The organism is Actinoallomurus liliacearum, assembly GCF_039542035.1.
GTDB classification, from domain to species: Bacteria; Actinomycetota; Actinomycetes; order Streptosporangiales; family Streptosporangiaceae; genus Actinoallomurus; species Actinoallomurus liliacearum.
This window is the reverse complement of record NZ_BAABHJ010000003.1, coordinates 295,709-315,695: the sequence shown is the minus strand read 5'-3', so window position 1 is coordinate 315,695 and position 19,987 is coordinate 295,709. Positions and strand designations below refer to the sequence as shown.

General features: G+C 72.5%; 1 protein-coding gene (only partly in view). It reads right to left on the bottom strand.

Going from position 1 to position 19,987, the window contains the following annotated elements; genetic code table 11:
* Nucleotides 1-19,987, bottom strand: part of the annotated coding region (locus tag ABD978_RS07210; RefSeq protein WP_345350341.1) for a protein-glutamine glutaminase family protein (this coding region is incomplete at its 3' end). Its footprint begins 31,692 nt before the window's first position; 19,987 of its 51,679 annotated nt are in view.

Genomic DNA, 19,987 nt, shown 5'->3' with positions numbered 1-19,987 from the left:
TCCGCGCGCCGATCGAGAAGTGGCCCGTGAAGGTGCCCTTCGCCATCTTGACGCGGACCCGCTTCGTTGGAATACCGCTGCTGAGCAGCAGTCGGCTGCGGTTGCGGGCCGACGACTCGTTGAGGTGCTCCAGGACCTCGGTCATCACCTGATGAACGGAACCGGCCGGCATCTTCGCCCCGATCAGCCGGCGCTGCAACGCCGCCACCGCAGGGATCGTGTCGACCGCGTTGATCACCTCGGTCGCCTGGGACGGGCGCCGGCCGGTCCGCTGCCCGCCGGTCCTGGGGACCGTACGGTCCGGACGCGGCGCGTTGACCTCGGTGAAGGGCTCGGGGAAGTCGACGTCGAAGCGTGCGGGCAGCACCGTGTCGTTCGGGCGCTCCTCGCCGTCGACGAACACCCGGACCGCCATGCCGGCGCGGAAGCGGGTGGTGTCCGCGACGAAGAGCTTGCGGCCGGCGATGAGCTGCCGCTCCCGATCCACCTCCCGCCCGTGCGACGACCCCGCGCCGATGATCGGCATGCCAGGGATGATCACCGATGCCACCGCCGAGGCGAGGCCGAGGAACGTCAGCAGCATCCCGTCGAGCCCGGTCGAGACCTCGTACGCCCGCTTCCCTCCCGAGGACATCGAGGCGAAGGACACGCCGAACTCACGGATGCCGCCGCTCGGCCGCGTCCCCAGGGTCACGTCGCGCAGGACGGGCCGGAGCCAGACGAGGCGGCCGTCGGCGACGACCATGTGGCCCCGCTGGAACAGGACGCGCCACTCCTCGGGATCCTTGGTCCGGAGCAGGTCCCGCAGCCCCTGCTGGATCCCCTTGCCGAGCTCCGGGCCGTCGTCGGCGTGCCTGGAGCCGCTGCCAACGTGGTGCGCCCAGAACTGGACCTGGTCGGCCGACCACGCGTCGACGCCGGTGAACGTCGCCTCTCCGAGCGCGTCGGTCTCGAGGTACCACGGGGCCTGCTGCTCGGCCGGCGCCCGCTCGCCACCGTCGTCCTGCTCGAAACCGACCTCTTCGAGACCCTTCTGCTCGAGACCGTCCTGCCCGAGGCCCTCCTGCTCGAGGACCTCCTGCCCGGAGACCTCGTGGCCCGGATCCTCCTGCGGCGGAGCCTCGCCCTCCGGCCAGTGCGTGATCCAACGGTCGGCCCGCACGTCCGCGGAGGAGGGGGTGAGGACCGGACCCCTCAGGCGGTCGGCGAGCTCCTGGGCGAACGAGTGACCGTCGGCGCGCGGCGTCCCGGCCGGGTGCACGAGGAGCAGGAGCGGATCGCCCGGCTCGTACTCAAGGTGCTCCATCACCCAGAGCGCGGTCTCCTCCGGGCTCTTGGCGCCTCCTTCGAAGAAGACCGTGAAGGCATCGGGATCGTAGGTTCCCGAGACGACCGGCGTCTCCCTCTGCTCGACCGGAGCGGCCGTGTCCGCACCGGACGCCGCCTCCCTGGCGGACACCGGCTCGGACGCGCGCGGCGTGGGGGTCGGGGTCGGGGTGTCCTGAACGTCGAAGACGCGGCCGTCCTCGTCGAGGAAACGGACCTGCCTTCCGGCGTCGGCCGGCGTCTCCGGAACCTTCCCGGCCCGTACGACGGCCGTCTCCGCCGGCGACGTCCCGGCGGTCTCCGTGGCCGGCGCCGAGTGCACCGGCCGCCCGCCGGGTGCCCCGCCCGGCAGCCTCGCCCCCATCTGCCGCTGAGCGATCAGCTCACCCACCGACCGGGACTGGTTCCGCTTCGAAGACGAGGGAAGCTCCGCGTACTCCCGCTCGACCCGATGCTCGTCCCAGACCTCGCCCGGCCAGTTGGACCGCCGCAGTTGCGCTCGGTATCCGTCGTACAGGAACCCGCGGTCGACCGGATCGAGCGCCGCCTCGGCGACGGACGGGGATGAGACGTCGCCCTCCGGCCGCTGGAAGTCCGTCACCTCCTCCGACGGGTCGATGGACATCTCGGAGGCTTCGTCATAGGCCGGGGAGTCGAGTTCCACCACGGCCACCGGCTCGCCCGTTGACGGGTCGGTGTGCAGGCGAACGCCGACGACGGAGAACGGCTCGCTGTCCAGGATGTAATAGACCGCGCCGAGGCCCGCCGCCTCGGCGAACCGGCCCGCGACCTGAACGGTCTCCTCCACCTGGAAGAGCTCCACCCAGCCCGGCCCGGCATCCCGCTCGACCCGCGCGAGTGCCTCCGCGGCCGACCCCCACGCCGGCCGGACCGGCGGCACCGGCACCGGCTCGCCCGGCTCGGCGGCGGAGAACGACTCCCCCGACCGCCACCGCGCCCAGTACACGACCCGCTGCTCCTGGTCGAGGCGCACGGCCGCCCGCCGAGCGAGCTGCCACTCCAGGTCCGCGATCGGGTCGACGCCCTCGTGCTCCAGGTCGTCGACGTTCAGCAAGGCGGCGACCTCGCGCAGCGTCAGGCCCTGCTCGCCGGCCGTTCGCTCGATCCGTCCCGGACCGGCCGCCTCCTGGAGACTCCTGGGGATGGACGGCGCCACCAGGTGGTCGTGCACCTGCAGATGCGGCGGCGTCAGCGCCGCCGCCTCCCGCGGACCCGTGAGGCCGGCGCCGGAGATGAAGGTCCGGTCGACCCATTCGTACAGGTCGGCCGCCTCACTGCTGAGCACCGAGCGCACGGGTTGGGCGCCGGGTCCGGCACCGTACCCGGCCTGTTCCCAGGCGGACACGACGTCGTACACCGGGTCCTGGTGCGGCCGGAGCACCCGCCAGGCGATCGCCGCCCCGAGGATCCCCCGGCCGTCGGAGTCCGGCAGCAGTTCCTCGTAGACCGAGAACAGCGCCGTAAGGCGGTCGAGCGGCTCGTCGGCCAGGCGGTATCCGCGCGACTCCCGCATCTCCGCGCGCCAGGCCTCGTCACGCTCTCCGGGGGGTTGAAGTCCGGCGCTGCTCCGTACGTATCCGACCGCGGTGGCGAGGGCGTCCATCGTCTCCTGCACGCCCCACTCGGGGCCGCTCAGCAGACGCTCCAGCTCCGCCGCCGAACCGACCGGCCACCGCTCCGTCGCGAACCAGGACGCGGCGTCCTGCCCGATTCTCGCGGACAGGTCCCGGTGCAGCGTGCGGACGCCGGCGGTCGCGGCTTCGAGCGCGCGCGGATCCTCCGCCAGTGATGAGGCGAGGGCCGTCTCGTAGCCATCACGAACGCCGGGCCAGGTCTCGTAGTCGTAGACGAGGCCCAGCCGTACGGGCGCGTCGAGAGTGCCGGAGTCCTCGGGCGAGCTCGACCGCGGCGACGGCGTGTCCACCGTCTCGGTCAACCGCGCGCGCTTGGCCGGCGGCTCCAGGCTCCCGTCGTCCCCGGCAAGCCGCTTCAGCGCCGAGGCCTCCTCGGCCGGCGTCATCACCGCGCCGTGGTCCGAGAACGCGACGAGGACGTCCGGGCCGTCCTGCGCCTCCACCGGCGTGAGGTGGATGCCCGAGGGCCCGCCGACGAGCGTGTAGGGCGTGACCTCGAACCCGGGCAGGCCAAGGACCTCGCGCAACTCGTCCGCGTTGGCGACCTGGCCGACCCAGCCGTTGTCACCCCGCAGCAACACGCCCGTCGGAGCGTGGAAGAAGTCGTCGCCGAACCGCAGCCAGCCGTCCGAGGACAGCGTCCGCCCGTCCGGAAGCCGCACCCGGCCCGCGTCACTGACGTCATAACGGAGCGGCACGGACCGGAACTCGGACGCGCGCTCGTACCTGAACCACCGCTCCGCGGACTTCCCCGTCCTCGCCGGCACCGGAGCGGGTACCTCGGTGAGGCCGCCCTCGCGAGGCCCGCCGACCGTGAACTCCCGCCCGATCGGCCAACCCGCCGCGATCGGATCGACCCCGGTGTCCCGCGACCCCCCGCGAAGACCGCCCCCCGGCCCGCCGAACCGGCCATCGGACGCGAACCCCGTCCTGGAGAGGAGGCGCGGGCTGCCCAACTTCTCGTGGAGGAGCAGGTGGGGCGCTCGCAACGCCATCTTCGCCCGCGCGTCCGTGATGCCGGTGAGGGGGGTGAACGCCGTCTGGATCCACTCGTAGAAGTCCGCCGCCTCGCTGTTCAGCGCCCACCGGGTCTTCACGGTGCCGAACCCGGCACGCTGCCAGGCGAGCACGATGCCGTGCAGCGGGTCCCCCAGCGGCACCCGCCAGGCGATCATCGCCGCGAGGATCCCCCGGCCCTGATCGGTCTCCGGCAGCGGATCCGGGTGGTTCGCCGTCAGGTTCCGGTACGCGGAGAACAGCCGCTCAACGTGGTCGAGCGGCGCGTCGGCCAGGCGGTAGCCGCGCGCCTGCCGCATGTCCGTGTGCCACGCCGCGGTACGGCTCAGGGCCTCCTCGGCGGGGTTCGGCGGCGCCTGCCGTCGCACCGCGGCGGCGAAGGCGGCCATCGTCTCGGGCACCGCCCAGTCCGGGCGGGCCAGCAGGGCTTCGAGCTCCGCCCGCGAGCCGACCGGTCGTTGTTCCGTCGCGAACCACGACGCGGCGCCCGCCCCCCGTGTGGCCGACAGGTCTGCGCTCAGCGTCCGTACGGCGAACCGGGCGGCGGCGTGCGCGCCCTGGCGTCCGGCCAGAATCGAGGCCAAAACCTTCTCGTGACCCTCGCGCAGGACGGGCCAGGCCGCGTGGCGATAGACCGGGCTGAAGAGGACGGGTGGTGGGGAGGTCAGCGGGTCCACGGGCGGGCGCGGCTGCTGCGACGCCGCCGGCCCGGCCGCCTCATGTCCAGGAGCGGCGTGGGTCTGGGCGACCGTCCACGCCGGCAGCGCGGACACGATGCGGAAGCCGAGCGGGGGAAAGACGCGGTTCAGCTCCTCCACCGTGGTCTTCTGCATGAATCCCGGGACGGTGCCCTGCCGGAGGTTCGGCCGCCCGGGCTCTCCTTCGGGGTACACCCAGTGGCTCAGGATCTCCTGGCGGCCCTGGGCGTCACGGGTTCCGAGCGCCAGCGCGACATGGGCCAGGGCGCCGAACACCACGAGATGCCCCTCGGGGATCGCCGGCGTGATCAGGCCGGTCCGGGGATCGACCTGATGAGACGTGAGCTCGCCGGCGAGCATCGATCGCGCGAACGCCTCGGCGTACGCGTAGTCCGCCTCCCACCTCGCGCGGGACGGCGACACCACGGCCAACTGCGTGCGGAAGGCCTCGGCCGTCACGCGGGTGGCGTCCTGGTGGATCCCTTCCAGCCAGGCCTTGTCGACGGCCCCGGACAGATGGGCCGTGAACAGCAACGCCTCCCAGCAGTTCATCGCGCTCCGCTCCGACGGCACGGGGCCCTCACCGCGGATCCATTTGGCGAAGTCGTTCGTGCCGCGCGGCGTCGTCGTGGCGAGCTGGAAGCCGTCCTTCGCGTCGAACGACGAGGGCACCCACTTGTAGAAGCCGACAGAGGCCAGCCCGGTCTGCAGGACGCGGTGCGTCCAGACCCGCACGATCGCCGGATCGAACGCGTAGGCATTCGCCGCCGGACCACTCGAGGCCCGGCCCCGCTCCTCCTCCGTCGCTGCGGCCGTGATCCGTCCGGTCCGGACCGGCGCCGACCATCCCTCCCCTGCGGTCAGGCCCTGCTCGGTTCCCGGCGTGCGTTTGGCCGATGGCTCCGAGTCGGCCTCGTCCTCGGCGGGCCGCTTCAGGCCCGAGCCGCCCGGGGCGGACGCGGCGGGATGAGACGGGCGGTCGTCCGGCCGGCCGACGACCTCGTAGATCGACGAGGCCGCGACGGTGTCCGCGGCGCCGCTCTGCTCGGTGGTCACCACCATGGCGAAGGCCGGCGCGCCGGACGACTCCAGCGGGTGGTCCCGCAGCACGCCGGTGGCGTCCACCACCGACTCGATCCGCTCCAGGTACCGCGCCGGCATCTCCTGGGCCGGGTCGAACGGCCCGCCCGCCATGAGCCCGTCGAACTTCACCGCCGAACGCGGCTCCGGCCGCCGGATCCCGTCGCTTCCGACGACGGTGAACGTCGCCAGCCGCCGGAACAACGACTCCGAGTCCAGGTTCTCGTCCGGCAGCCCACCGGCGTGCGACGACTCATGCGCGAGCACGACCAGGAAGTCGCGCAGACCCCAGTGCCGGGCGTCCGGACGCGTCAGCTTCAGGTCCGGGGCCTCCGCGGTGCGCCCGGGGCGGATCTCGACGGCCTCCCCGTGACCGGGGTCGACGACCAGCTTCACCGCCATGAACAGCTGATCACCCGACCGCGGAAGCTTGTATCCCCGGTTCACATGCTTGTCATAGATGCGGTTCAGCGACGACTGGAGCGCCCTGACGTCGGCCTCGGTCACGCCGAACATGGGCCTGACCGGCAACGTGACGACGTGCACGCGAACCCAGGTCCCGTTCTCCGCCTGCACGCGCTGCACGTTGATCCGGATCAGCGTCTCCCACGCGGAGTTCTTCTCCGACTCGCCCGCGAGGAAGTTCACCTTCGGGTCGTACCGCTCGGTCGCGACCTTGACCACCGGCGCGTCGAACCGCCGGTCCAGCCACTCATCGGGACTCGCCGGCCGCTCGACCTTCGCGCCCGGCTCCTCCACCGGAACCGGCGTCCCGTCTCGGAGGTCGGCGGTGGAACGCGCCGCCGGCCACGCCGGTGCCGCGGAGGTCACGGTCGTGGCCATGTCCAGGAGGGACAGCGCCTCCTGGATCTCCTCCACCGTGGTCCGCTGCAGGAACCCCGGACCGGACGGAAGAGTCGTCGGCCGCCCCGGCTCCCTCTCGGGGAAGTTCCAGTTGTTGAGAACCTCCTGACGTCCCAGGGCGTCCCGGGTTCCCAGCGCCAGCGCGACGTGGTTCATGTCACCGAACACCACGAGATGCCCGGCCTGGATGTCCCGCGTCGTCAGTCCGGTCCGAGGGTCGACGGGATGACGCGTGAAGTCGCCGGCCGTGATGAGGTCTCTCAGCGTGCCGAAGTACGCATTGTCCAGCGCGTCCGCCAGCGCCTCCTCATCCGGCTCCCCGGCCTGGCGCGCCCGGTAGACCGCCCCGATCGCCGCCCGGGCGGCCTGCTGATGGATCCCCTCCAGCCACGTCCGATCGACCGCGCCGGTCCAGTAGGCCGTGTAGAGGAGCGCCTCCCAGCAGTTCATCCTGCTCTCGGACGACAGCGCCGGCCCCTCGCCGCGGAGCCACCGGGCGAAGTCGTTCGTGTCGCCCTGCCACTCCATGAACAGCCTGAAGCCGTCCTCGGCATCGGGCCCCGACGGCGACCACTTGTAGAGGCCGTCCGATTGCCGCGCGGCCTCCAGGACCCGCTGCTTCCAGTCCAGGTCCGTGGCCGGAATGAGCGGGTAGACGTCCTCCTCCGCGACGCTCTCGGCGGGCCGCAGGTCCATGGGCGCGGACGGATCGGCGTGAGTCGGCGGACCCGTACGGGCCAGGGCGGTCTCCGCGCCCACGGGCTGGTCGAGCAGCCCCAGTGCGTGCTCGGCCGGGTCGGTCCGCGAGAGGGACCGGGCCAGCACGGAGTCGAGCTCTCGCTGGATGCTCGCCTCCAGCCGGTCCACGGCCTCGCTCCGTGCGCTGGGCTGTCCCTGCTTGACGTTCCGCCACCGGTCGATCGCGCGCAGGACGTCCCTGAGCTGCCGTTCGTTGTGCTCCAGCCGGGACGGGTCCAGGCGCCCGTCCTGCTGCCAGCGGTCGAGTGCCCGGTCGATCTCCGCCAGGGCCGCCGAACGCGGGTGCAGCGTCCCCAGGCTCGATTCGGCCTTCCAGTCCTCGACGATGTCCCGGTGGAAGTCCGTGGCGTGCGGCTCCGCGTAGTGCCACAGCTTGTCCCAGTAGTTGGTGACGAGGTCCCGGACGGCCTCACCCTCGATGAGGTAGCCGAACTCCGCGAGCTTGTGCGGATACAGGTTGTCCGATCCGACGTAGTAGACGGCGTCGTCGGCGATGTAGACCTTCGCGTGGTTCGCCGGCTCCGGAACGGTCTTCTTCGACATGGCGAACTTCGAGCCCGGCTCGTACCGTCGTGCGATGGTACCCGCGGGCGGGTCCGGCCACGCGAATCCCCGCTCGCTTCCGTCGTGATCGGTGAAGACGAAGGGCGCGACCTTCAGCCTCCGCAGGGCGCTCTCGATGACTTCGGCGCGGTCTCCCCGCGCCTCGGGATCGGCCACCGTCCGGACGAAACGCTTGATCATCGCGTACGTGCCGGGCGCGCCGAACCCCCAGCTGTACGCGCCGTTCACCGCGCCCGCCTTGGCCGATGACACGACGATGTCGACCGTGAGCTCCGGCTTGTCCACGAGCGCCTCGGCGATCCACCGGGCGACCTGGTGGTCCTTCTCCGTGGTGAAACCGGTGAACGCCAGGTCCTGCTGGCTGATCTTCAGGCTGTGACGCGCGTTCTTGATCACCGCTTCCTTGGCGGTGTCACTGGCCTGGTCGCCGAGGAACGCCGCCCGGCCGAGCGACAGAGCCCGGCCGCTGTGCCACTGCTCCGGAGCGCCACGGCTCAGGTCCGGCTCGGTGTGCGGCAGCTCCGCCGGGTCGACGAGGGCGATCTTGTTCCGGGCCGGGCCGGGAGACAGCGTCCTGGCTCGGTAATCCGCGGTGATCTGCTCGACCTTCAGATCGCCGCCACCGCTCGCCCACAGATAGTCGGCGAAGTCCTGCGCGTGCCGGGCGCCTTCGCCGATCATCTCGACGGAGACGTCATGGACCGGAGGATAACCGCCGTACGTCTCCGCCCAGAGGTTGTGACCGCCGACCAGAGCCACCGCGCCGTCGGCCGCGACGATCTTCGAATGGTTCCAGAAGCCCTTGAGGACGTTGGACAACTGCCCGGCGAGGACGGTCATCCGGTTCATCGGCACGCCGTTGTCCTTGAGGAACGTCCTCAGGTCCTTGACGAACTCGGAGAACGTGTCACGCAGCGGGACGTTCCCGAACAGGAACCGCACGAGGACAGGCCCGGAGTCCTCTCGTGACGCGACGTCGAGAAGGGCGTCCTTCACCGCCTCGTGGATCCGGCCGGTCGGCGGCAGGAGGCTGACGACGTCGATCAGCCGCGTACCGCTGCCGATGATCCCGCGCACGGTGCCGGCCAGTTCGTCGACGGCCCGGTCGCCGAACGCCGAGACGTCGTCCTTCGTCATGGGCGCGCCCCACATGTCGGGCGTCTGCACGAGCCGGATCAGGTTGCCGGTGCTCAGAGCGTGCACGCGCCGGTCGACGCCCATCTCCGTGAGCCCCTGCTCCAGCCGATCGGGCAGGCTCCGCACCGGGTCGTCCAGATCGTGCGCCGTCATGACGCCGGACTCCCCCGGCCGCAGGATCGGCGCGATGCCCTCGCCCCGGTCGGCGGGGCCCGCCCGGCCCATGAGGCGGCTCACGAGGCCGTGGTCGCGCACCTCCTCGAGCACACTCTCCGAGATGTCGGACGTCGTCCCGGTGCCCCACGCACGGCGGAAGTACCCGAGCCCGACGCTCAGGTCACGAAGATCGGCGTCCGCCGACTCCGTCTCCGGCAGCCGGAGGTGCTCACTCCAGAGCCGCACCCGCAGATCGGCGACGAGGGAGTTCGGGCCGCCCGGGTGCACCATCGCCGCGGTGACCTCGGACTCGTCGCCGACCATCGAGCGGTCCCAGAAGTTGGCCGAACCGATGGAGGCGAACTCGTCGTCGACCAGCACGATCTTCGAGTGCACCTTGGTGTCCTTCAAGGTGAACAGGGCGAAGTTCGCGCGCTGCTCCGGCGTCAGCCCGCGCAGCACGAAGGCGTCGATCTCACCGGACACCTTGGGCGTCGCGTCGGCCGAGGACTTGGCGCCCCGGCCGGGGAAGCCCTGCGTCACGAAGATCACCTTGACGCCGCGGGCCAGCGCCCGGGAGACCGCCGGGAACAGGACCTCGTGCTTGTTGTAGACGTTCCCGACGTGTGAGGGGTTGAGCGTCTGGTCCTCGACGTAGATGTACGTCCTGGCGGCGTTGATCGCCGCGGTCAGGCCGTCGGAGACCTCGCTCACGCCGCCCTTCGGCAGGGTGTGCCAGTCGAGCCGCAGGGTGTCGCCCAGAGGAGTGACCCGGTGAGGCGCGTAGCTCCGCCAGATCCGTACTCCGGCATCGGGGTACGACCGGCTCGACGTCCGCACCAACGTGGGCGAGTACTCCGGGGTCAGCGACTCGGGCTTGGGACTGACCGCGGCGTTGTACGGCTCCCGCTGCCCGTTCGACCAGTAGCTGCGCGCCGGCAGCGTCGCGGCCTCGTCCCAGCGGGTCCAGAAGTTCCGCAACACCTCCTCCGCGGCACGCCCCTGCAGTTGCAGGCCCGCGTCGTGCGTGTAGTTGTACCGCGGGGCCCCGTCGTGCCGTGCATCGGTGAACCGGTTCGGCGCGTAGTCCATCCCGCCGACGAACGCGTGCAACTGGCCTGTCGTCGCGCTGTAGGCCACCGTCGTCTTCTCGTGCCGGGAGTCGAACCCGCCGCCCCAGTCGATGAGCACCCGGTCGGCGAGCGGGTGCCGGCCCTCGGCGCCCGCGCTCCGCAGCGACTCCACCGAGTAGAGGTTCGTCCGCGCGAAGCCCCCGACCATCGTCCCGTACGGCAGGTGCAGGAAATCCTGCTGGAGCAGCGGCGCTCCGGACGAGCCGAGTGAGTGCCGCGGGATCGCGACGACCACCCGCACGTCGACCCCGGCCTCGGCCAGGGCCACCAGCCGCTCGCCCAGGTTCGGCTCACCGGCCCCGGTCCGCAGCCGGGTCGCGAGGTTGAGGTACCAGGAGTTGATGTAGAGCCGGTCACCCGGGCCGTGCAAGGTGTCGAGGACCTCGGCGATCGCCCCGAAGTACGTGCTCCCGTCCACGTGGGGGGTGACGACCGTGTCGGCTCGATGCTCGACGCCGAGGCTCAGCTCCGGCGGGAAGAACCTGGCCTCCAGGTCGCGCAGCGCGACCTGTGTCTCCTCCGGATCCCGATCGCCGAAGACATCGCCGAGGCCGGGCTCGACGGGCTCCGGGCCACCGGCCTCGGTCAGGTCCTGCAGGCGGGTCAGATCCGCTTCGACCGTGGCCTGCAGCCGGGCGACCGCCGCATCCCGCCCGCTGGGCCCGTTCTTCGGCGTCCTCCACTCGTCGATCGCGTGGAGCACCGCGCGCATGGCCCGGACGTCGTCGCGAGCGTCGCGCAGCCTCGCCACCGCGGCGTCGAGATCCTGCAACGCCGAGGAACGCGGTTTGTTGTCGAGCGCGGACGCTTCGAGCCAGCGGTCGACGATGTCCGGCTCTCCCGCCGGCGTCTCCAGGCTCGTGAACCCGGCCGGGTTCGTCGCGGCCGCCGGGTCCTGGATCCGGGCCTGGAGATCGGACGGGCCCACGCCGGGGTCCGCGCCGAGCAGCCGTCCGTGCGGCCACGGCTCCGGCCGCGCCGCCACCAGTTCGCGCGGGAAGCCCTCGCTGGTCGGCAGGAACTGCAGGCTGCGGAAGTCGTCCGGCAGGTCGGCCTCGTCCCGCCGCTGGCCGTCGAGGAAGACGACCAGTCCCTTCCGGTTGACCGCGGTGACGAGGTGGTCCACGTCCGTGCCGTGCGCGCCGATCACGACGATCCCGTGCGCGCCGTACCCCGCCGCCAGCGCCGCGTCCTCGATCGCCCGGAACCCGGGCACGTCGATCGGGTCGCCCTTCTCGAGATTCGCCAGGTACTCGTACGGCGATCGGACGTCCGGCGGAACCTGGAACCAGGCCAGCAGCTCCGGATCCTCCTCCGGGTTCAGCCGCGCCTCTTCCAGCGTGAGATGAATGGCGATCGCGACGAGCAGGCAGTTCGTCAGGAAGTCGGCGCCCTCGACCACCATGGGGTTGATCTTGCTCAACCACGGGAACTCCTGCCGGGTTCCCTCGGGCCCGAGACGGACCGGCGACCACGAGGAATCCTCGTGGTCGGACGACGTGAGACGGGTGACGGGTCCCGCGGCGTCCTTGGGGACGAACGGCGTGATGGCCGTGTCGGTGCTGACGGCCGTCTCGGTGCTGACGGTCGACTCGTTACTGAAGATCGACTCGGTGTCGGTGCCGATGGTCGACTGCGCTTCGGCGATGGCCTCGGCGCGGCCGGCCTCGAACAGGTCCGCGGTGGTCTCGTCCTCCGAGGACGTCGTGGCGCGGTCCAGCGGCGCCCACCACAGGCGCCACTCGTCGAAGAACTCTTCGCGGAAGGACTCGGCGGTCTCGTCCACCCACTCGGCGTCGTCCAGGTCGTGGCCCTCGCCGAGGGTCTGGAACGAGCGGCCCGCGGTCCGGAGTGCGGCCGGGACGGTGGCCTCGAAGGCGAAATGGGCCGGAAGCTCGGACGTGAGGCGCTCGACCCGCTGGTCCCAGAGCCCGACCCGCTCGGCCAGGTCCTCCGGCTTGTCGATGGGGCCACCGAAGACCTCGTCGTAGGCCGCCATCATTCGCTCGGTCAGGCCGGTACGCGCGCGGGCGAGGTCGTCTCCGGACAGCACCGGCTCCGGATGGTTCTGCCGCCACCGCTCGTACGCCGCCGCGAAGACCTCCCCGGACTTCGCGGCCACGCCCTGCCGGGCCGTCTCACGCGCGAACAACGTGTGCAGCCGGGACGTGCCGGTGGTCTCGCCGTACCAGGATCGCCACTGTTCGAGCCGCTCCGCCGGAGGCTCGGTCCGCTCGCCGGTGAACAGCTCGCCGAACCGGTCGTTCACCGACCGGGCGATGGACTGCTCCAGCGACCGCCGTACGCCGCCGGGCAGCGCGCCGCCGAACTCGACGCCGAACCGCTGCCGGAACTCCTTGAGCGTCTCCGGCGGCGCGGTCCGCCCGGCCTTGGTCGCGGTGTCCACGTCGGCGAGGGTGCGGGTCAGCCCGCCCTCACGGGCTGTCCGCCAGGCATTGATCGCAGTGTCCACGTCGGCGAGGGTGCGGGTCAGCGCGCCCTCACGGGCGGTCTGCCGGGCCAGCCGCGACGGCAGCGACGCGGCCACCGCGTCGAACCTCGTCGTCCACTGCTGCCGCATCTCGGCGGTGACCTCGGCCCCTGGCGGGAAGATCTCCTCGTACGCGGCGTCGAGCTCGCGCCACCCATCGGACAGGACCTGTGCGCGCCCGGGCTCCGACGGCACGGCGTTGTCGGCGGCGAGCGCGGCGAGCAGATCCCGGTCGGGCTCGGGCAGGTTCCCCCGGAAGGACTTGGCGGTGGAGGAGACGAGCTCGGTGAAACGCTCCTGCTCCGACGCGTGGCCGGCGCGCCGGTCGAAGGCCTGCCACAGGTCGTCGCCGGTCAGGTCCCGCAGGCGGTGATCGGCCGCGTGCTGGATGTCCGGCAGGATCCGCGGCAGGGCGGCGCGGAAATCGGAGACGCCGGCGAGGAACTCGTCGACGACGGTCTCCCACTCGCGCTCGAAGTTCGGGCGCTGTCCCGCGCGTACGGATTCCGCCACGGTCTCCGTCAGCACGACGGGCAGGGCCTCGTCGGCGTCGCCCAGGCGCCGGCCCCGGTCCTGGTACCAGCTCTGGAAGGCGCGCTCGTACGCGTCCCGGCCGGCCTGAAGGGCGACCTGCCGGGCGGCCTGCCGGTCCAGCTCATCCGGCAGGCCGTCGAGGATCTCCTGCCGCTCCTGCTCGCCGGTGAGGATCCGGCGGTCGAACTCCTTCCACGCCCGGTCGCGGACCGCGTCGAGGTACCCGCCGGCCGTCTCGCGGGCGCCCTCCGGGGCCCACGACTCGAAGACCTCGTCGAACGCCGCCCGGTCGGCGGTGGTGGCGGTCTCCACGACGGCCTCGGCGTCGTGCCGGGCGAACGTGGCCTCGAGGGTCTCGTACAGGCGCGCCTCCGCGGCGTGCCACCCGTGGGTGCGCCAGTCGCCGGGCTTCGCGTAGGACGGTTCGGCGACGGGCGTCCACCCGCGCTCCTCCGCCTCCTGCGCGGCCACGGCGGCCAGGTGCTCGTCGATGTAGGGGGTGCGCAGGTCGTCGACCTGGCGGCGCAGGTCCTCGAGGTGGCTGCGGACCCAGCTCGCCGTGGTCCCGGACCGCAGCGTCACCTGGCCGTCGCTCTGCTCGGCCAGGAAGCGGGTGAACTCCCGCCGCGCGACGTCGCGGCGCTCGGCGATCTCATGCAGCGCGTCGAGCTGCCGCTCGTGGTCGGACGCCAGCCGGGCCTGCGTCGACGGGTCGAGCGTCCGGCCGTCCACGAAGTCGGTGATCCGCTTGGCGAGCGCGGCCTGCTCCTGGCGGTACCAGGACGCCGTCTCCGGCGTCCACTCCGGATCGGGCGAACGGTCGGTCGTCACCGTCCGGACCGGGGGCTCCGGTGCCGCGTCGGCTTGCCGGCCCTCGGCACCGTCCAGGTCCGCGGCGTGCTGCGGGTCCTGGGTCGGCGGCGCGGTCTCGGCCGCCCGGTCGGCGAAGAGCTGCCGCCGCCACGCGCGCACCGCGCTGTCGTACCTCCCCCGGAAGTCCTGCACCAACCGGGTCCGTACGTCCCCCGTCGGGGCGGGGCCGTCGGTCAGCGCCTGGACGAACTCGTCCCGCAGCGCGGTGGCCTGGGGGCTGTGGTGGAAGGCCGGGTCCACGTTGCGCACGATCGGCCAGAAGACGACCTCCCGCGCGAACGCGTCGCGTGCGTCGGCGACCGCCCGCGCCTCGTCCAGCCGCCGGGTGAGCTCGGCCTCCAGCCCGCCGCGGCTGCCCGCCTCCGTGGTGGTCCACTGCTGGACGAACCACTCGCGCGCGCTCGCGACCTGCTCGAGCACCCCGAACATGAAGCCGCGGTCCGGCTGTTCGGCGAGCACCGCGTCGAACGCCAGGTGCGCCTCGTCGCGCTGCTCGAGTTCGGTGCGCAGGCGGGCCAGTCTTTCGGCGGCCCGGGCATCGATCGCCGCGAGCGTCTCCGGACGCAGCGCAGGCGGCGCCTCCCGGACCTCCGGCGGCGTCTCCCGAACCTCGAGCGGCGTCTCCTCGAGCAGGATCTGGGCCTGCTCCAGGTGCTCGGCGGGCGCGTTCGCCTCGTCCGGTACGTCCTCGACGTACGGCCGCCGGTTCACCGGGGATTCCACGACGGCGGGCACGGGCTCCGGTTCCGGCGCGAGCCCGGCGCGCCGTTCGTACTCCGCGAGCGGGGTACGGGTCAGCTCCAGCCGCCGGAGGTCCAGCGTCCACTCCGGGTTCTCGCTCCAGTCCCGGTAGGCCGCCTCCTTGGCCTGGACCTGCTCACGGAGGGCCGCGAGGCCCTCGCTCGCCTCGGTCAGCACCGTGGTGCGATCTTCCTCGCTCGCGGCCGCGCCCATCTCGATGCGGAGGCGGGTCCGAAGCGCCTCCTGGCCGGCCCGGTAGTCCGCGAGCGCGTTCGGCGACCGCAGGTCCGGACGTCCCTCCTGGAAGACGCGCTCCAGGTTCTCCAGCGCGTGGGCCCGGCGGGCCATGCCGGCGAAGATGGCCGCCAGCCGCTCCCGGGTCCGGGCGTTCTCCGCCGCGGCCTGCTCGCGCAGCCGGGCCAGCCGTGGCGCGTCGACCTCGGCCTGGAACGCCTCCCAGCTCTCCCGGAGCGTGGTGCCGAAGACGTCGTTCTGCGACCGTTCCAGCTCCAGCCAGTTCGCCAGGTTCCGGTCGCTCGGGCCGAAGTGCTCGTGGTAGAGCCTCGCCCAGTCGGCCCGGAAGTCGTTCGCGAGCTCCTCGAACCTCTCCTCGCTCATCGCGTAGCGCCGCTGCGCCCGGCCGGTGAGCTCGTTCACCTCGGAGGTCAGCTCGTTGAACCGGTCGCCCCCCTCGCCGAGCACGTCCTCGAGACGCGCCTCGAACCGCAGGCGCTCGTTGACCGAATGCAGGTAGGGCAGGAAGTGGTCGCGGTAGAACGTCTCCTCCCGGCTGATCAGCTCGTCGTACGACCAGACGCCCTCCCCAGGGCGGCCGACCACCGACTTGTACGCGTCGGTCATCGCCGCGCGGAAGTCCGCGCCGACCCGCTCGACGTGCGGGTCGGGCCTGCCGGTGCCCTCCAGCGCCCGGTCCACCCGGCGCAGCATCGCCGCCCGGCCCGCGTGCTCGTCGAGCCGCCCGGGCAGCTCGGCGACCAGCCGCTCGTACGCCGCGGTCAGCTCCCGGGTGTGCTCCTCCCAGTCGCGGGCGGTCAGCTCCGCGGGCGAACGGCCGCCGAGGAGCCGGGTGCTCTCGGCGCGCAGGTCGGTCCGGAACTCGGCCAGGACCGCGTCGTAGTCCACGGCCTCGCGCTCGGCGCGCGGGCGGTCCGACATCTCCCGCCAGGGAAGGTCGTGGTCGCCGAGCGCGTCCTCGGCGTCGACCAGCAGGACGTCCTCGGCCATCTCGGCGCGCATCCGGGCGGTGAAGAGGGCGTCCAGTTCCCGCAGCGCGGGTCCCAGCTCCGCCGCGTGCCGCTCGAACTCCTCGGGGGTGAGCGTGCGCGTCTCCCGGCCGTCGGGCAGGGTCCGCGTGTAGGCCTCGAAGTGCGCGCCGTAGTCCGCCCGCAGGCTCCGGCCGCGGTCGGAGGCCGCGTCCAGGCCCGATTCCTCCGCCAGGCGCCGGAAGTGGAGATCCGCCTCGTGTTCGAGCTCCAGCCGCGTCCGCAGTCCCCGCGTCAGCTCCGCGATGCGGGGGCTGGCCTCGTCCGCGAAGTCGTACAGGGCGTTCTCGCGGTGTGCCCCGCCACGCAGGCCCACCTTCTCGGCGATGCGGTGTACCTCGGCGTCGTTCGCCTCGACGAACCGCGTCAGCGCGCGCGCCTCTTCGGCCGGTGAGAACCGATCCCGGTTCACGACCGCGTCGAAGGCCTCCTTGGCGCTCGCCCGCGCCGAGCGCGCCGCCGCCTCCAGCTCGAGCTCATCGTGCAGCCCGTCGACCAGTTCCTGGAACGACCGCTCGAACTGCGGCCGCGTCAGCTCGCCGCGCAGGTAGCGGTCGAACTCCGGCTTCCACCGCGCGTCGAACCGGTCCCGTACCTCGAAGGTCCACGGCCGTGTCCGGTCGGCGTCGAGCCTCGCCTGTTCGCGGATCATCCGGTCGGCCACCGTGGAGAGGGCCAGGTCGTGGTCCAGGCCGTACAGCCGGGACTCCAGCGCGTCGGTCAGGCGCTGCTCGAAGGGCACCGCCTCGTCCGGCGCGGCGTGGTTCTGCTCGGCACGGGCCGTGCGGTACGTCTCGGCGACCGTGGAGACGAGATCGTCCGGCACACCCGCCTTCCGCGCCCAGCCCTCCGGCTCGGCCGCCTGGTCCCGCCGCAGCAGCAGCTCGGCCACCTCGGACGGCGACGCGGAGTACTCGTTGTCCTCGAGCACCGTCTCCAGCTTGGCGGTGAGCCGCTGGTGCAGCGTCGGGGGCCGGTCGACCAGCTCCTGTCCTCCGCCGAGCATGATCCGGGGTGGGTTCGCCCGCGCCCTGTCGTCCTCGGCCAGAGCGGCGCGGTAGGCCTCGGTGATCGGCCGGGTGAGACGGTCGGGCATGCCCGCCTCGCGGAGGCGGATCCTCGGGTCGGAGTTCGCCCCCCGGTCGGGCACGCCGAAGGTGTTCGGTCCTTCGTGGTACGCGGCGATCGCCGCGTCGACCTGCCGGTCGGCCTCCCGCTGCTGCCAGAACCGGCGGTCCTCGTCGCCGAGCAGCCCTTCGTGCCGCTCCGTCAGCGCCGCCTGGTCCAGGTTGAGCCGGCCCTGCGCCACCGGGTCGGCGGCGTCGAACCGGAAGTTCGGCGTGACGTCCCCGTGGTCGAGGGCCATGGGGTCCACCAGCACGTCGTCCGGCCGGTGGCCGCCGGGCGTGACGTCGTCCGTCTGGAGCCCGTCATGCTCGTGCGGCGCGGGCGGGTCCTGCGGAGACTCGTCGTGACCCGCCGGCTCCGTGGTGGACTCGGTTCGTACGGGCGTCGCGGGCCGCTCGTCAGTGGAAGTGTTCGCCTCCCGGTGCGTCGTGGGCGTCTCCTCCTCGCCGGGAGGTGGCGGGTCCTGCGGACGCTCGTCGGGACGCACCGGATTCGTGGTGGAGCCGGTCTCGGTCCGTACGGGCTCCGGAGGCGTCTCCGCGTCGGACCGGGGGCCGGTGCCCGTGGCCGCGCCCGGCCCTCTGCCGAGCTGCGGTCCGGACTCCCGGCCGCCGGGGGCGGGCGGCCGGCCGGACTCCGTCCGGACCGGAACGGCGGGCGACTCGGCGGGCGGTTCCGCGGGCGTGGAGGAGCCGTTCGTACGCGTCGTCGTCTCGTTCGGCCGTACGGTCTCGGGTGCCGGGCGGCCGCCGGGGGCCGCGTTCCGTACCGAGGTGGACGGGGAGGTGACGGGCGGCTCGGTGGCGTCGGTGTTCGCTTCCGACCGCGGTGGCGTCCCGGGTGGTGTCGTCGATGTCGTCTGCGGCCGGGACGGCGGCGTCACGGTCTCCTCGACGGTCGGCGGGTGCTGCGATCCGCGCGGCGCCGCCGAGGGCGGCTGTACCGGGGTCTCGGTGTTCGTGGACCGGGACGGGACCGCACCGGTGGTGCCCGGTACGGCGCGCCCGCCCGCGAGGGCCGGGTCGGAGATCTCCTCGTGCGGGGCCACCGGGACCTCGCCGTTCGGCGTCGTGAGGTTCCGCGAGGCGGGCGGTGCGGCGGGCGGCGTCAGGTTCGTCCGGGGCGCGAGGCTCTCCACGGGCGACACGGGACTCAGGTCCGGTGTGCGGCCCTCCACCGGGGACACCGGGTTCGAGCGGGACAGGTTCTCCGGCGACGGGGTGACCGGTGTGGAACGGACCGGGGAGGTCGGCGTGGGCGGCGGGACCTCGTTGAAGGTCTCCGGGCCGTGGGAACCGTTCACGGTCAGCGGGTCTTCCAGACCGGTCCGCAGGATCGGGTCGTTCTCCCCGACCGTCCCGATCCGCTCGGGAGGCTCGACGGTCATCGGACGCGACGGCGGCGAGGGACGCGTGCTCTGCGGCGGCGGCACCTCCAGGGTGGACTCGGGCACGGGCGTCGGGCGTCCGCCGCCCGGTCCGCCGGGGCCGGATTCATCGCCGGGTCCGCGTTCGGGGGGAGGGTCCCCGAGGCGGTCGTGCGCGAGCAGGTCGGAGATGCCGCCGGGCCCGCCGATCTTCTTCGTCTGGTACCCGCCGGGGCCCAGGTGGACGCCCCGGGTGATCGAGCCGAACAGGGCGCCGCCGATGCCGCCGCCGACGATCATCATCGGATCGAACTGCCAGTAGCCCTCCACGAGGCCGGGCGCCATCGTCCCGGCGATGCCCGAGCCCACCCCCATCTTGATGAAGTCGCCGCCGATGTTCTTCAGCTCGGTGACGATGTTGTTGTCCAGGAACTTCTTGAAATTGCCGGTGGCCAGCCCGTCGAACCACTTGCCCAGGCCGCTGAGCCCGGCGCCCATGCCGCGGATCCCCAGGTCGGCGAGGGCGCCGCCGACCGCGCCCTCGGCCACCCAGGTCCAGTTGATCGGCTTGTTCGGGTCGCCGTAGCCGAGCGCGGTGGAGACCAGGCTCGCCGCCATCATGATCAGCGCGCCGATCGCCGCCTGGATCGCGGTCGGCATGATGAACTCGATCAGCGACGTCAGCCGCTGCAGGATCATCGTCAGGGTCAGGCGCGCGGAGTTGTAGGCGATCGCCTCCTCCCCCAGGGAGGCCCCGCCCGTGAAGAACGCCATCGCCGCCATGATCGCGAGCTGGATCTGCATCGCGATCAGCGTCGAGATGATCTGGATCTGCGCCTGGCCCAGGCTGCGCGCCCAGTTGCCGAACTGCGTCGCCGCGGCCAGGGCGCCGTTCCTGATCTCGTCGATGTGGCTGCCGTAGCCGTTCGTGCCCGTGAGCTCCCGGAGCATCGCCTTGTACTGGGCGATGACCTCGTCCGGCAACGCGCCGTCGACCTTGTCGAGGGTCTCCTCGATGAGCTGCGCCAGGGCGTCCAGCTCGGCCGCCAGGTCGTTCGGCGCGTGCGCGAGACCGAAGACCTGCCCGGGAACGGCCTGCGGCGGTTCCATCCCCATCAGGAACAGGAACAGCCGCCGTTCGTCCTCGTTGAAGACGAAACCGCCCCAGGGCTCATCGGACAC